Source organism: Streptomyces sp. NPDC003248, assembly GCF_055563235.1.
Genome location: NZ_JBVHDT010000006.1, coordinates 60,629 through 75,186 on the forward strand (window position 1 = coordinate 60,629; position 14,558 = coordinate 75,186).

Annotated in this window: 15 protein-coding genes and 1 tRNA gene; 9 read left to right on the top strand and 7 right to left on the bottom strand. The window is 72.8% G+C overall.

Annotated elements, in window-relative coordinates; all coding sequences use genetic code 11:
- Positions 1–14 precede the first annotated feature (14 nt).
- Complete coding sequence (hutU, locus tag ACZ3KJ_RS16375; RefSeq protein WP_467527520.1) at positions 15–1,742, bottom strand: urocanate hydratase; 1,728 nt, start codon at positions 1,740–1,742, stop codon at positions 15–17.
- Positions 1,743–2,145: 403 nt separating this feature from the next.
- On the opposite strand from hutU, the gene ACZ3KJ_RS16380 reads away from it, so the two are divergent.
- From ACZ3KJ_RS16380 to ACZ3KJ_RS16395, 4 genes are read left to right on the top strand one after another with little or no spacing between them, the layout of a single operon-like run.
- Positions 2,146–2,544, top strand: coding sequence for a hypothetical protein (locus tag ACZ3KJ_RS16380; RefSeq protein WP_389522141.1), 399 nt, complete (start codon positions 2,146–2,148; stop codon positions 2,542–2,544).
- Entirely contained in the window at positions 2,541–3,365 is an 825-nt protein-coding gene (locus ACZ3KJ_RS16385) for a transcriptional regulator (protein WP_467527522.1), read from the top strand. The genes ACZ3KJ_RS16380 and ACZ3KJ_RS16385 overlap by 4 nt, the downstream gene beginning before the upstream one ends.
- A 34-nt stretch (positions 3,366–3,399) precedes the next feature.
- Positions 3,400–3,936, top strand: coding sequence for a roadblock/LC7 domain-containing protein (locus tag ACZ3KJ_RS16390; RefSeq protein ID WP_467527523.1), 537 nt, complete (start codon positions 3,400–3,402; stop codon positions 3,934–3,936).
- 12 nt (positions 3,937–3,948) lie between these two features.
- Complete coding sequence (locus tag ACZ3KJ_RS16395) at positions 3,949–4,323, top strand: roadblock/LC7 domain-containing protein (protein WP_189934487.1); 375 nt, start codon at positions 3,949–3,951, stop codon at positions 4,321–4,323.
- A 51-nt stretch (positions 4,324–4,374) separates the two neighbouring features.
- Here ACZ3KJ_RS16395 and ACZ3KJ_RS16400 read toward each other — a convergent pair whose 3' ends face one another.
- The gene (locus tag ACZ3KJ_RS16400; protein ID WP_467527525.1) at positions 4,375–4,959 is read right to left on the bottom strand and encodes a hypothetical protein; all 585 of its coding nucleotides are present in this window, start codon (positions 4,957–4,959) and stop codon (positions 4,375–4,377) included.
- A gap of 214 nt (positions 4,960–5,173) precedes the next feature.
- On the bottom strand, positions 5,174–6,040 hold the full coding sequence (locus ACZ3KJ_RS16405) for a MurR/RpiR family transcriptional regulator (RefSeq protein ID WP_467528056.1): 867 nt from the start codon (positions 6,038–6,040) through the stop codon (positions 5,174–5,176).
- 208 nt (positions 6,041–6,248) lie between these two features.
- Between ACZ3KJ_RS16405 and ACZ3KJ_RS16410 the strand changes: the two genes are divergently transcribed.
- Positions 6,249–6,677 (top strand): hypothetical protein, encoded by a 429-nt coding sequence (locus tag ACZ3KJ_RS16410; protein ID WP_467528058.1) that lies wholly within the window; start codon positions 6,249–6,251, stop codon positions 6,675–6,677.
- A 406-nt stretch (positions 6,678–7,083) separates the two neighbouring features.
- Here ACZ3KJ_RS16410 and ACZ3KJ_RS16415 read toward each other — a convergent pair whose 3' ends face one another.
- Positions 7,084–8,472, bottom strand: a complete 1,389-nt coding sequence (locus ACZ3KJ_RS16415; protein ID WP_467527526.1) for a cystathionine beta-synthase — start codon at positions 8,470–8,472, stop codon at positions 7,084–7,086.
- A gap of 162 nt (positions 8,473–8,634) precedes the next feature.
- Here ACZ3KJ_RS16415 and ACZ3KJ_RS16420 point away from each other — a divergent pair, with 162 nt between their 5' ends.
- The 3 genes from ACZ3KJ_RS16420 (at position 8,635) to ACZ3KJ_RS16430 (ending at position 12,172) form a co-directional block, all read left to right on the top strand.
- On the top strand, positions 8,635–9,675 hold the full coding sequence (locus ACZ3KJ_RS16420; protein ID WP_467527528.1) for an SGNH/GDSL hydrolase family protein: 1,041 nt from the start codon (positions 8,635–8,637) through the stop codon (positions 9,673–9,675).
- Positions 9,676–9,864: 189 nt separating this feature from the next.
- Positions 9,865–11,085: an acetyl-CoA C-acetyltransferase gene (locus tag ACZ3KJ_RS16425; RefSeq protein ID WP_467527530.1), complete on the top strand. Its 1,221-nt coding sequence runs from the start codon at positions 9,865–9,867 to the stop codon at positions 11,083–11,085.
- Between the two features lie 304 nt (positions 11,086–11,389).
- Entirely contained in the window at positions 11,390–12,172 is a 783-nt protein-coding gene (locus tag ACZ3KJ_RS16430) for a hypothetical protein (protein WP_467528060.1), read from the top strand.
- Positions 12,173–12,182: 10 nt separating this feature from the next.
- Here the strand turns inward: ACZ3KJ_RS16430 and ACZ3KJ_RS16435 are convergent, their stop codons facing one another.
- On the bottom strand, positions 12,183–12,494 hold the full coding sequence (locus ACZ3KJ_RS16435; protein WP_389522158.1) for a hypothetical protein: 312 nt from the start codon (positions 12,492–12,494) through the stop codon (positions 12,183–12,185).
- 103 nt (positions 12,495–12,597) lie between these two features.
- Here ACZ3KJ_RS16435 and ACZ3KJ_RS16440 point away from each other — a divergent pair, with 103 nt between their 5' ends.
- Positions 12,598–12,825, top strand: coding sequence for a DUF4287 domain-containing protein (locus tag ACZ3KJ_RS16440; protein ID WP_389522160.1), 228 nt, complete (start codon positions 12,598–12,600; stop codon positions 12,823–12,825).
- Between the two features lie 138 nt (positions 12,826–12,963).
- On the opposite strand, the gene ACZ3KJ_RS16445 is transcribed toward ACZ3KJ_RS16440, so the two are convergent.
- Both ACZ3KJ_RS16445 and ACZ3KJ_RS16450 read right to left on the bottom strand, forming a co-directional pair.
- The gene (locus ACZ3KJ_RS16445) at positions 12,964–13,860 is read right to left on the bottom strand and encodes a Bax inhibitor-1/YccA family protein (protein ID WP_467527533.1); all 897 of its coding nucleotides are present in this window, start codon (positions 13,858–13,860) and stop codon (positions 12,964–12,966) included.
- 409 nt (positions 13,861–14,269) lie between these two features.
- Positions 14,270–14,352 (bottom strand) — tRNA-Leu (locus tag ACZ3KJ_RS16450).
- Between the last annotated feature and the right edge of the window lie 206 nt (positions 14,353–14,558).

A 14,558-nucleotide genomic window follows, 5' to 3' on the forward strand; every position in this document is an offset into this window, starting at 1 on the left:
GCTCTCGGGCCGGCTCACGCGTCGCCCGCCTCACGGCCCTGGCGCCTCTCACGGCCCCCACGGCCCGCACCGTCCGGACCGCCCTCGCCGCCCTCGCGCATGGGAACGCGTACGCCCCGCTCGCCGGCGACCGACTCGGCGATGTCGTAGCCGGCGTCGACGTGCCGGATGACGCCCATCCCGGGGTCGTTGGTCAGCACCCGCCGGATCTTCTCTCCGCCCAGCTCGGTGCCGTCGGCCACCGTGACCTGGCCGGCGTGCAGGGAGCGGCCCATGCCGACGCCGCCGCCGTGGTGCAGGGAGACCCACGACGCGCCCGAGGCCACGTTGACCATGGCGTTGAGCAGCGGCCAGTCGGCGATGGCGTCGGAGCCGTCGAGCATGGCCTCGGTCTCGCGGTAGGGGGAGGCGACGGAGCCGCAGTCGAGGTGGTCGCGTCCGATGGCCAGCGGGGCGGCCAGCTCCCCGCTCGCCACCATGTCGTTGAACCGCTCGCCGGCCTTGTCGCGCTCGCCGTAGCCGAGCCAGCAGATCCGGGCGGGCAGGCCCTGGAAGTGGACCCGCTCCCCCGCCAGCCTGATCCAGCGGGCCAGGGACTCGTTCTCCGGGAAGAGGTCGAGGATCGCCTTGTCGGTCTTCGCGATGTCGGCCGGGTCGCCGGACAGCGCCGCCCAGCGGAAGGGGCCCTTGCCCTCGCAGAAGAGGGGGCGGATGTAGGCGGGGACGAAGCCGGGGAAGGCGAACGCCCGGTCGTACCCGGCCAGTCGGGCCTCGCCGCGGATCGAGTTGCCGTAGTCGAAGACCTCGGCGCCGGCGTCGAGGAAGCCGACCATCGCCTCGACGTGCCGGGCCATGGACTCACGGGCGCGGGTGGTGAAGCCCGCCGGGTCCTTGGCCGCGTACCCGGCCATGTCGTCGAAGTCCACGCCGGTGGGCAGGTAGGCCAGCGGGTCGTGGGCCGAGGTCTGGTCGGTGACGATGTCGATGGGCGCCCCCGCGGCGAGGAACCGCGGGACGAGGTCGGCGGCGTTGCCGAGGACGCCGATGGAGAGCGGGCGGCGCGCGTCACGGGCCTCGACCGCCAGGCGCAGCGCGTGCTCGGGAGAGTCGGCCCGCACGTCGAGGTACCGGTGCTCGATGCGGCGCTCGATGGCGCGCGGATCGCAGTCGACGCAGATCGCCACGCCGTCGTTCATGGTCACGGCGAGCGGCTGGGCACCGCCCATGCCGCCGAGGCCGGCGGTGAGGGTGATGGTGCCGGCGAGGGTGCCGCCGAACTTCTTGGCGGCGACGGCGGCGAACGTCTCGTAGGTGCCCTGGAGGATGCCCTGGGTGCCGATGTAGATCCAGGAACCGGCCGTCATCTGGCCGTACATGGTCAGTCCCAGCTGTTCCAGCCGGCGGAACTCCTCCCAGGTGGCCCAGTCGCCGACGAGGTTGGAGTTGGCGATCAGGACGCGGGGGGCCCACTCGTGGGTCTGGAGGACGCCGACGGGACGGCCTGACTGGACGAGCATGGTCTCGTCCTGCTTCAGGGTGCGCAGGGTGCGGACCATGGCGTCGAAGGAGCGCCAGTCGCGCGCCGCCTTGCCGGTCCCGCCGTAGACGACGAGCTTGTCGGGGTGTTCGGCGACCTCGGGGTCGAGGTTGTTCTGGAGCATCCGCAGGGCGGCCTCCTGCTGCCACCCCAGGGCGCTCATTTCCGTGCCGCGCGGCGCTCGTACGGGGCGGGGTCCTGACATGGTCTGCCTCCTCGTGGCGGGGACGGTCCCGACGGATGTTGCTGCCGTTATTCACATCCTGGCTTCATGAATAGAGCTAGTCAATACGAGGGCGCGGCAGGAGAGGCGGCGGACGCGCCGCCACGGGGGCTCGACATTCAGGGGTTCCGGACCGGGGGTGCGCCGCGAGGGGCGCACGGCATCACCAACACCACGCCTCCCGCACCCCCACTCCCTTGCCACGCTCCCGCGCACGCTGGTGAAACAGGAGGGACGGCAGGGACAGAAAAATGAGGGCAGCCGACCCACCCTAGCCACGCGGCGCATGTTCCGCTGGAAAATGCCAATTCCCTCACCCCCTCGCGCCTACGTTGCGTAGCGTCTCCCTCACTCAGCCGAACCGCAGGCGGGAGGGGAGCCAACGGTGCCCGGAATCGACGAGTGCCTACTGGAGGCCATGCGGCTGCCCGGGGCCCGGGGAGCCGCACTGGTCGACTGGACCAGCGGACTGGCCCTGGGCACGGTCGGGGAGTTCCCGGGCGGGGACCACGAGGCCGCGGCCGCCGAGGCCGCGGAGGTGGCGCGGCTCACGGCCGAACAACGGGCGTTCACACCCGACGACCAGGACGCGGCCGGGGCCGCCGACCCCCCGGTCGAGGACCTGATCATCAGCAACCGGGACAGCTACCACGTCCTGCGGTTCGTACCGACGTCCTTCGACAGCAGCGTGTTCCTGCACGTGTGGCTGGCCCGGCCGGACGGCAATCTCGCGCTGGCCCGCATACGGCTGGGCGAGATGGCCGGACGGCTGGTGCTGGGATGACCGTCGTGGGGACGACTCCGCCTCCCCGGCTGCCGCTGCGGGACAGAGCGGCGGCCCGGGACCACGCCGGCGGCGGGGTGTCGCCGATGCTGACGCGGCTCGCCGCCGAACGGGCCACCGGTGTCCTGGAACGCGAGCGCGGCGCCCTCCACCTCGTCGAAGGCCGCGTGGCGCACGCCGAGAGCCCCTACGCCCCGGGCCTCGACGTGCTCCTGCCGGCCCACGGCACGCTCGACGCCGCCGTCTGGCGGGAGGCGGTGGAGCGGGCCGACGAGCGCAACGGCGCCGCCCGGCTGCTGCTCGACGCCGGGCGCATCGGGCAGGGCGCGCTGGAGGTGTGCCACCTGGGGGCGCTGTACGACGCGGCGTACTTCGCCCTCGCCCCCAGCAGCGCGCCGGGCCGGTTCCACTACGGCACCGGGCACTGGTTCGGGGTGCTGCGGCCGGTCACGGTCGACGCCCTGGAGCGGGAGACGCTGCGCCGCCGTGAGCTGCTGCACCGGCTGTGGCCCGACCCGCTGCCGGACACCGCGCCGCTGCTGCGCACCGAGCCCGTCGCCGCACCGGGGCTCACCGCCCGGCAACGGGCGGTGCTGGCACTGGTGGACGGGGTGCGCACCGCGTCGGACATCGCCCGGGCGCTGGGCCGGCAGGCGTTCGCCACGCTGGTGGACGCCCGTCGGCTGGCGGCCGCCGGTCTGGTGACCGCGCGGTTCCCGCCACCCGCCCCCCTGGCCCCGCCCGGCCTGGACCTGCCCCGTGTCGACGACGCCGACATCACCTTGCTGAAGAGGCTCAGGGATGCGCTGGAGGCCCTTTGAACGGCAGCGACCGCGTGCCGAGAGGAGGGCGCTGATGGCGGCCGAGCCGGAGATACGCGCCGAGCTGCGGCGGCTGCGGGCCCGGGTGCCCCAGCTGACCGGAGCGCTCGCGGCGGGCGTGGACGGCCTCGTCCTCGCCCACGACACCACCGGCGTGGAGCCGGAGGGCATGGCCGCGCTCACCTCCACCGCCCTCGCCGTCGCCGCGCGCATGACGGACGCGACCGGCCGGGGCGCCTTCCGCGAACTGCTGGTCCGCGGGGTGCACGGCTACGTCGCGACGTACGCGGCCGGGGAGGGCGCCGTGCTGACGGTGCTCGCCCAGGACCGCGTCAACGTCGGCCGGCTGCACCTGGAGGGGCGCCGGTCGGGGGCCCGCATCGGGGAGCTCGTCGACGCCGCGGCGCCACCCCCGGCCGCCCCGGCCGCCCCGGCCAAACCCGCCCCCCGCACACGCAGAACCACCGGCACCACGGACACCGGCGACACCACCGACACGGCCGCCGCGCGTCCGAGGGGCGCGCGCACGGCACGCACCACCACCGCCAACCCCCGTACCACCGAAAGTTGAGAGGAACCAGTCATGGCCAACACCGAAACCGCACTCAAGGAAGCGCTCGCCTCCATCGAGGGCGCCACCGGCGTCGCGCTCGTCGACTACACCAGCGGCATGGCGCTGGGCACGATGGGCGGCGGCAAGAGCTTCGACCTCAACGTCGCCGCGGCGGGCAACACCGACGTGGTGCGCGCCAAGATGCGCACCATGGAACACCTCGGGCTCAAGGCGCAGATCGAGGACATCCTGATCACGCTCTCCGACCAGTACCACCTGATCCGCCTGATCAGCGGCCGCGGCGGCAACGGGCTCTTCCTCTACCTGGTGCTGGACGCCAAGCGGGCCAATCTGGCGATGGCCCGCCACCAGCTGAAGAAGATCGAGGAGGACCTGGAGGTCTGAGCCGCCGGGGCCCGTCCCCCAGGTCCGAAGAGCCCGTCCGCCCGAGGGGGCCTACACGAGTGCCGCGGTGCGGCGGCGCGCCCCGCCCGGGGCCGCGTCGCCCGCCGCGATACCCGTACTGCGGTAGGCCTTGACCTGCTTGCCGACCGGACGTCCGCCGTTCGCGGCGAGCCAGTCGACCCGCACCCACAGCAGCGCGTCCTCGGCCCGCTCCAGCCGGCCCAGCCAGGCCGCCTTCAGCCGCAGCCCCGTGCCGCACCCGGCGAGCAGCATGCCGGCCGCGGCCGGCACCGCGAACGCGCTGCCCAGCGCGGCGGCGAAGGCCAGCAGCAGCCACCAGCGGTGACCGCGCCGCCAGACCCGCACGGTCACCCCACGGTCCTGCAACACGTCGTGCCGGCCCGCGCGGGCGGCCCCCCGGGCGAGGGCGGCGTACCGCTTGCGGCGCGGCAGTGCCACGGCCACCACCGCGACGACGAACAGCGCGGCGCCCGCCATCACCCCGATCCTCCGGCCCGTCACGCCCGGAACCAGCAGGCCGATGCCCGCCGCGAACACGCCGAGCCACCACATCGGCGCGGCTCCGGCCCGCACGACGACGGCCACCCGAGCCAGTCCCTGACCTCCACGTGCCACGTTCCGCCTCCTCGTCGCCCGACGACACACCTGAAATCTCTGGTCGAGGAGAGTAGCGAGCGAACGTGAGACCAGTCTGAGAACACGTCATCTTCCGTGAGAACGCGCGTGCCCGCTGTCGTCACAACGCACGTGCCCGATTCCGCGAGAACGCGCGTGCCCGCTGTCGCGAGAACGCGCGTTTCCCTGCGGCCGCCACGGCCTGCGGCGGCCGTCACTCCACGAACAGCCCCCGTGCCGCCGCCCTGCTGTCGAACTCCTCCAGCCGTGCCTGGGCGTCCGGCAGGTCGTCGCACATCGCCTCCAGCAGCACGCGCCCGAGCAGCATCGGCGCGCACGCCGTGTCGAAGGCGAGCCCGGTGCCGACGGCGGCGGGCAGCAGCAGGTCGGAGACCTTGGCGACCGGCGCGAACGCCGAGTCGGCGACCGTCACCACGGTCAGCCCGGCCTCCTTGGCGTAGGAGAGGGCGTCGAGGACCTCGCGGGGGTGACGGGGCAGCGCGAAGCAGAGCAGGGCGGAGGCTCCGGCGCGTACGGCGGCGTCGACCCGGTCGTGCACCATCGACCCGCCCTCGTGCAGCAGCCGCACGTCGGGGTGGACCTTGGCGGCGAAGTACGCGAAGCCGTACGCCTGGGAGGCGGCGGCCCGCAGGCCGAGCACGGGGAGCGGCCGCGAGGCCGCCAGCAGCTGTCCCGCCCGCCGCACGGGACGGGGGTCGGCGAGGAGCTCCGCCAGGTGCCGGAGGTTCTCGATCTCGGCCTCGACGGCCTGCTGGTACGCGTTGTACGACCCCGCGTCCGCCGTCTGCTCGGCGGGCGCGACCTCCCGCAGGTGCTTGCGCAGGGCCGGGTAGCCGTCGAAGCCGAGCGCGACGGCGAACCGGGTGACGGAGGGCTGGCTGACCCCGGCCAGCTCGGCCAGTTCGACGCTGGAGAGGAACGGCACGTCGGCGGCGCGGCGCACCATGCTGTGGGCGATGCGCCGCTGGGTCGGCGTGAGCCGGTGCCCCTCGAAGAGCGCTTGCAGCCGTGCGGCCGGGCTGTCGGTCCCGCCGGTCGCCGCGTCCTCGTCCACGTCCACGTCCACGCCTCGCTCCCCCTCCGCCCCGCGCCCGTCCGGCCGCGCCTATTCAGTCAGCAAGAACTGTGCATGACGCTATACAACGAGGCAAGCCGTCCCCTGGCGTCCCGCCCCGGCCTCCCGACCGGGCCGAACACGGGGGCTATCCCCAGTGCCTCTCCCGCGCTCCGTCCCTAGCGTGGACGGTACGACGGGACGGGAGACCACCATGGACGCGCGGGACGCCGAGCTGAAGAAGGAACTCAACGCCACCTTGCAGGCCCGCAGGGAGCTGGGCGAGGAGTACGAGTCCGCGCTGGTGGACTCCTTCCTGGAGAAGGTCGGCCAGCGTATCGACGGCGCGGTCGAGCGCCGGGTGCGCCGGCAGTTCGCGGAGCAGCAGATGGTCGCGGCGCGCGACGGCCGCTCGCCCGGGGCGACGGACTCCTGGGGCGAGCGCTTCGGCTTCGGCATCGTCTCGCTGGTGCTGGCCGTCCCGCTGTCCGCGATAGGCGTGGGCGCGGCGGACCTGCCGGGGCTGCTGGTCTCCTGGGCCGGCATCGTCGGCGTCAACGTGGTCCAGGCCGCCCGCACCCAGCCCGGCCTGTTCGGCGGGCTGCGCCGCCGGCCCTCCGGGGACGGTGACTGGAAGGCCTGAGGCACGGGCCGGGGAGCGCCGGGACGGGCGCGCGACAGGCGGGTGGGAAAAGGCTGTGCGCGGGGACCGCCGCACCCCCGTCACCGGGGGGCGGGACGACGGCGGTCCCCGCGAGGGACGCGGGCCGGGCGGAGCCGGGCTTGCGCGTCCTGGCGTCTGTGGAGGTCCGGGAGCCGCTCCGGAGGTCCGTGACGCCGTTTCGGTGCCGGCCGGGGCGGGGAGCCGCTCCCGCCCTGCCGACACCCACTAATGTGCCGGACCCGTGTTAAGCGTGTGCTGCGCGGACGTGACGCGTGCGTACCACTTCCGCGAAGTCCACCTCTTCGGTAGGCAAGCGTAAGTTCACCGCCGACGGGCCCGGTTCACCGCAGGTTTGCCCGGAGTCGGCCCCCGCGACCCGTGGAAGCTACTTCCCGCCCTTGGCGAGGAACGCCAGCAGGTCCTGGCGGCTGACCACCCCGCTGGGCTTGCCCTCGACGAGGACGATCGCCGCGTCCGCCGCGCCCAGGACGGACATCAGGTCGCCGACCGGTTCGCCGGAGCCGACCTGCGGCAGCGGGGCGGACATGTGCTTCTCCAGCGGGTCCTCCAGCGAGGCCTTCTTGCTGAAGAGGGCGTCGAGCAGCTCGCGTTCGACGACCGAGCCGACGACCTCGGCGGCCATCACGTCCGGGTGGCCGGCGCCCGGCTTGACCACCGGCATCTGAGAGACGCCGTACTCGCGCAGGACCTCGATGGCCTGGCCGACGGTTTCCTCGGGGTGCATGTGGACGAGGGACGGCATGGCGCCGGCGGCCTTGTCGCTGAGGACGTCGGCGACGCGGGCGCTGGGGCCCTCGTCCTCCAGGAAGCCGTAGTCGGCCATCCACTCGTCGTTGAAGATCTTGCTGAGGTAGCCGCGGCCGCTGTCGGGCAGCAGCACGACCACGACGTCGTCCGGGCCGAGCCGCTCGGCGACCCGCAGCGCGGCGACGACGGCCATCCCGCAGGAGCCGCCGACCAGCAGTCCCTCCTCCTTGGCCAGGCGCCGGGTCATCTGGAAGGAGTCCTTGTCGGACACGGCCACGATCTCGTCGGCGACGGTCCGGTCGTAGGCCGTGGGCCAGAAGTCCTCACCGACGCCCTCGACGAGGTACGGCCGCCCCGATCCGCCGGAGTAGACGGACCCCTCGGGGTCGGCGCCGACGACCCGCACCCGGCCGTCGCTGGCCTCCTTCAGGTAGCGGCCGGTGCCGGAGATGGTGCCGCCGGTGCCCACGCCCGCCACGAAGTGGGTGATCCGGCCCTCCGTCTGCTCCCACAGCTCGGGGCCGGTGGAGTGGTAGTGGGAGAGCGGGTTGTGGGGGTTGGAGTACTGGTCGGGCTTCCACGCGCCCGGCGTCTCGCGCACCAGCCGGTCGGAGACGTTGTAGTAGGAGTCCGGGTGCTCCGGGTCCACGGCGGTCGGGCAGACGACGACCTCGGCGCCGTACGCCCGCAGCACGTTGATCTTGTCGGTGCTCACCTTGTCGGGGCACACGAAGATGCACTTGTACCCCTTCTGCTGCGCCACGATGGCGAGCCCGACGCCGGTGTTGCCGCTGGTCGGCTCGACGATGGTGCCGCCGGGCCGGAGCTCCCCGCTCCGCTCCGCCGCCTCGATCATGCGCAGGGCGATGCGGTCCTTCACGGAGCCGCCCGGGTTGAAGTACTCGACCTTGGCCAGAACGGTCGCCTGGATGCCCTTGGTCACGCTGTTGAGCTTCACCAACGGGGTGTTGCCGACGAGGCTGATCATCGAGTCGTGGAATCGCACCGTTGTCTCCGGTCGCTTGCAAAAAACAGTGGTCTGGGTGGTGCCGCCAGCGTACGGCGCGCACCCGCGGACAGGACGCATGTTCACTCGCCGTGAAGATTGGACGACGGTCAGTACGGGGCAAGGAGTGGGTGTACGGACTCGAGGAGGTGGCGTCGAGGCATGACGAGCATGTCCAGGGCACGAGTGGCCCGACGCATCGCGGCCGGCGCGGCCTACGGCGGCGGCGGGATCGGACTGGCCGGCGCGGCGGTGGCCGGACTGCTGCTGGCGGAGGCGCAGCTGGCCCGGCGGCACGTCAACGGCAACGGCTCCCCTCCCCGCGTCCCGCAGGCGGACGGCCTGTACGGCCGGAATTTCACCGCCCCGGGCGTGGAGGCCCTGCGGCTGACCCTGCTCGGCGACTCCACGGCGGCGGGGCAGGGCGTCCACCGGTCGGGGCAGACCCCGGGGGCCCTGCTGGCCTCCGGTCTGGCGGCGGTGGCGGAGCGCCCGGTGAAGCTGCGGAACGTGGCCCTGCCGGGCGCCCAGTCCGACGACCTCGACCGGCAGGTCGCGCTGGTCCTCGGCAACACCGGCCGGGTGCCCGACGTCTGCGTGATCATGATCGGCGCGAACGACGTCACCCGCCGCATGCCCCCGACCCGTTCGGTGCGCCACCTCGCGGCGGCCGTCCGGCGGCTGCGCACGGCCGGCGCGGAGGTCGTCGTCGGCACCTGCCCCGACCTGGGCACGATCGAGCCGGTCGGCCAGCCCCTGCGCTGGCTGGCCAGACGCGCCTCCCGCCAGCTGGCGGCCGCCCAGACGATCGGCGTCGTCGAGCAGGGCGGCCGCACGGTGTCGCTGGGCGATCTGCTGGGGCCGGAGTTCGAGGCGAACCCGCGCGAGCTGTTCGGGCCCGACCACTACCACCCCTCGGCGGAGGGGTACGCCACGGCGGCGATGGCGGTGCTGCCGACCGTGTGCGCGGCGCTGGGCCTGTGGCCGGCCGAGGAGGAGCGCCCGGACGCCTCCCGCCGCGAGGGTTTCCTGCCCGTGGCGCGGGCGGCGGCGGAGGCCGCGTCCGAGGCCGGTACGGAGGTCACGGCGGCGATGCCGACGGGGCCGCGGGGCCCGTGGGCGCTGCTGAAGAGGCGCAGGCGGCGCCGGGTGGCCGAGCCGGAGACGGCCACGGCGTCGCCCGGCAGCCGGCCGGGGAGCTGAGCCGGGGAGCTGAGGGGACGCGCGCCGGGCGGGTCCCCGCCGGGTACCCTCCGAGCAACCCAAGCAAGCGCTTAGAAAGTGCGGCCAGGGTCACACCGCCGCGCCCGTGACCCTGACCATACGTACAGGTAACTTCCCAGACAGCCGTTGCCGGAAGTTCTCCGCACCCTCGACGTCCCTGGAGCCGTGATGCCCGAAGCCGTCATCGTCTCGACCGCCCGCTCCCCCATCGGCCGCGCCGGCAAGGGCTCCCTCAAGGACCTGCGCCCGGACGACCTGACCGCCACGATCATCCAGGCCGCCCTCGCCAAGGTGCCCGAGCTGGACCCGAGGGACATCGACGACCTGATGCTGGGCTGCGGCCTCCCCGGCGGCGAGCAGGGCCACAACCTCGGCAGGATCGTCGCCGTGCAGATGGGCATGGACCACCTGCCCGGCTGTACCGTCACCCGCTACTGCTCCTCGTCCCTCCAGACCAGCCGCATGGCCCTGCACGCGATCAAGGCCGGCGAGGGCGACGTCTTCATCTCGGCCGGCGTGGAGACGGTCTCCCGGTTCGGCAAGGGCAGCTCCGACGGCCTCCCGGACACGCACAACCCCCTCTTCGCCGAGGCCGAGGCCCGCACGGCCGCCGTCGCCCAGCAGGAGGGCACCACCTGGCACGACCCGCGCGAGGACGGCCTCGTCCCGGACGCGTACATCGCGATGGGCCAGACCGCCGAGAACCTCGCCCGCCTCAAGGGCGTCACCCGCCAGGACATGGACGAGTTCGGCGTCCGCTCCCAGAACCTCGCCGAGGAAGCCCTCAAGAACGGCTTCTGGGAACGCGAGATCACCCCGGTCACGACGCCCGACGGCACGGTCGTCAGCAAGGACGACGGCCCGCGCGCCGGCGTCACCCTGGAGGGCGTGGCGGGCCTCAAGCCGGTCTTCCGGCCCGACGGCATGGTCACCGCGGGCAACTGCTGCCCGCTCAACGACGGCGCCGCCGCGCTCGTCATCATGAGCGACACCAAGGCCCGTGAGCTCGGCCTGACCCCGCTGGCCCGCATCGTGTCGACCGGCGTCTCCGGCCTCTCCCCCGAGATCATGGGCCTCGGCCCGGTCGAGGCGAGCAAGCAGGCCCTGCGGCGCGCCGGCCTCACGGTCGACGACATCGACCTGGTCGAGATCAACGAGGCGTTCGCCGCACAGGTGATCCCCTCCTACCGCGACCTCGGCATCGACATCGACAAGCTGAACGTCAACGGCGGCGCCATCGCCGTCGGCCACCCCTTCGGCATGACCGGCGCCCGGATCACCGGCACGCTCATCAACTCCCTCCAGTTCCACGACAAGCAGTTCGGCCTGGAGACGATGTGCGTCGGCGGCGGCCAGGGCATGGCGATGGTGATCGAGCGCCTCAGCTGATCCGCCCGGCGGCCGGGCCGTTGACCCGTGGGTAGCCGCCGGGGCACGCCCCGTGAGCCGTTGGCCCGGAGTCCGGGATTCACCCGGACTCCGGGCCGTTTCGTGATCCAATCTCCCCCAGGATGTGACCTATCTCCCTCGCGGTGGGGATTCGCCCAGGTCAGAGCTGATCCGCCGACAAACCTCGACCCGAAAATTCTGTCCGTTTCGTGACGTTACGCACTGACAGCTCGATAGTCCGCCCTTCAAGCTGATGTAGGAAGTCGGGGGTCGACCTTGAACCGGGAGTACGTCAGTGAGCGCCATGCCGATCGCCCTGCTGGTCACCACGGCCGCCACCGGTGCCGTGGGCGTCGCCGTCCTGCGCACCCTCGTGCAGTTGCGCCGCCAGATCGCCGGCCTGCGCGCCGAGCTCACCGGGACCCGCGCCGTCGGGACGCCCGCGTTCGTCCCGGCCGCCCGCACCGCGGCCGACACCGACGAGATACGTGCCGCGGTGGCCGCGGCGCTGGCCGAGGAGCGGGAGCGGGAGCTGGCCGAGGCGCGCGCCTTCTGGGCGGCCCAGGAGTCCCGTGACGCCGCCGACGCGCCCTCCCTGCTGGGCCTGTCGGACAGCGACTTGTTCCTGCCCCGCCAGGCCGACTTCGCGGGCCTGGAACCGCTGGAGCCGGTGACCGAGCCGCCCGCGGACACCGACGAGTTCGCCGGGGAGTCCGCCGAGCTGGCCGCGGCCCGCCGACGCCATCCCTCGCACCCGGACTTCGTGCCCGTCCAGTCCCCGGTGGTCGACGACCACGAACGCACGGTGACGGCCCTGGAGCAGCTCGCCGCCTCCCGCACCGAACTGACCGATGTCCGCCCGGGCCCGCTGGGCACCCTGGACGTCTACGTCTTCGCCGACGGCACCACCTTGTGCATGACCCCGGGCCACCGCGAGACCGCCGAACGCCTGGCCGCGGCCCTGACCGCCGGTGAGAGCCCGTACCTGCTGGGCGGATCGGGCATCTCGGGCGCCTACACGCTGACCTTCGCCTGCGGCGAGGAGAACGTCTACATCCTGGCGGACCGGGTCATCGCGAGCCTGTAGGCGCCGGGCGTCAGACGCCCGCGCGCTTCTGCGCCTCCTCGACGAGGGCGACCGCCTCGGCGACCTCGTCCGCGCTCCGCAGGACGACCTCCAGGTCGTGCCCGGCGACGGTGATCTGGTCGGCGGCCGCGAACATCCCGGCGTCCGGCATCTGCCGGGGCTCGGTGCCGGGCTCCTCGATGCGCTGCGCCCACCGGGCCAGCTCCCGGGCCAGTTCCAGGGCCTCGGCGGCGGCCCCTCGCTGGAGCCGGCTCTGGGGCGCCGCCCGCAGACGGTCGGCGAAGTGGTCCACCGCACGGGACAGAGACGTCGTATCCACCACGCGGTGAGCGTACGCGCCGTACCCGCACTGTTGCCAACGGGCGAACGCTCAGGCACGGTGACCTGAAGGACCGGCTCACAGCCCATTGCGTTCGGAGGCGCCGATGTCCCAAGTCTTCTCCGCGGAGACCCATCGCAACCTGCTGGCTCGTATCCCCCACTGCACCGGTCGTGAGGTCTCCGACTGGCTGCGCACCGTCGACGAAGGCCCCGCTCTCCGCTTCGAGGAGAAGGTCAGCTGGCTGCGCCACGAGTACGACCTCGCGTACGGCCACGCCAAGGCGATCATCCACGAGTACGACCTGAGGAGGGCCGCGCGCAAGTTGCGCTAGCGCGCCCACGGCATCCCGTTCCGGACCGGACACGGACACACGCGACACACGGACACACGGCGAAGGGCCCCGGGGTGACCCGGGGCCCTTGTGCCGGCGTAGAACCGGTCGCGTCGGCGTCAGTCGCCGCTGGTCGCCTCAGTCGCTGCTGTTCAGGATGGACAGGAGTCGCAGGAACTCCATGTAGATCCACACCAGCGTCAGGGTGAGGCCGAAGGCAGCGAGCCAGGCCTCCTCGCGGGGCGCGCCGTAGGCCACGCCGTCCTCGACCTGCTTGAAGTCCAGGGCGAGGAAGCAGGCACCGAGGATGATGCCGATGACCCCGAAGACGACGCCGAGGGCGCCGCTGCGGAAGCCGAGGCCGTCGCCGCCGCCGAAGACGGTGAACAGCAGGTTCACGGCCATCAGCAGGACGAAGCCGAGCGCGGCCGCCATGACGAAGCCGTAGAAGCGGCGGTTGACGCGGATCCAGCCCGCCTTGTACGCCACGAGCACACCGGCGAAGACCGCCATGGTGCCGAGGACGGCCTGGGCGACGACCCCGTCCGCGATGTACGTGGACACCGCGCTGGAGATGACGCCGAGGAAGACGCCCTCGAGGGCGGCGTACGCCAGGATCAGCGCGGGCGACGGGCGGCGCTTGAAGGACTGGACGAGCGCCAGCACCATCGCGACCAGACCGGCACCGACCGCGATGCCGTACGACTTGTTGAGGTTGGCCTCGTCGACGGGCAGCAGCAGCCACGACAGGACGGCGGTCAGGACCACGGTGCCGAGCGTCGTCGCGGTGCGCGCGACCACGTCGTCCATGGTCATCGCACCGGCGGTGGTGACCGGGGCCTGCGGGGCGCCGTACTGCACGTCCTGCTGGGCGTAAGGGTTCTGCGCGTAAGGGTTGCCGGCCGGCTGGGCGTAAGGGTTGCCCTGCTGCGTACCGACAGCGGGTCCCCCGGCCTGCGGCGCGGCGTTGAAGCCCGCGTAGCCGTTGTCGCGGCTGAACCCCCGTCGCGAGAAGACCGGGTTTCTGCTCCTCATTTCACTCCTCCATGGCCACACAGCGCGGCCTTGGCATCAAGAGTAATAGGTAGGCAAAGGATTGACCCTAGTGCTTGGGGAGGATCTTTCCCTCGTCGTGCTGCGCAACACGCTACGTGGATCGCTGATTCCCGGCAGCGGGCGGATCCATTCATGACCAACCCGGTACACGCCCGGAACCTGCCGGAGATCACCCGCCCGCGTCAGCCGGCCGGCAGGCCCGTGCACGTCGCGGCCGGGTCGGTCCCGGCGGCCCGGAGGAGGCGACGCGCTCCACACAGGCGACCTTGGGGAGGGCTCCGACGAAACGGTGCCGGGGGCCCGGGCGGGGTGCGGCGGGAAGGGAGGCTCGGCAGCGGGGCCACTTGCCCCGGAGGCAAGGAAGGGGCGAGGAGGGAGGCGTGGGAGGTGCCCGGAACCGGACTCGAACCGGTACGCCCGCGAGGGGCAGCGAGGTTTAAGCTCGCCGTGTCTGCATTCCACCATCCGGGCAGGCCATGGGCCCCGCATCGAAGTCCCGAGCCTATCGGGACGCGTCCACCGAACAGCGGATGAGCAGCCCGATGTTGTCTTATTTTATTGAGGTCTGAGGGTGCATCAGGCCAGGGAGCAGGCCATCCGCACTTGCCAGTAGGCTCGCGCGCGGCGGGTGGCCGCGCATGCGGAATGACGGAATTTCACCGCCCGAACGAGGGTGC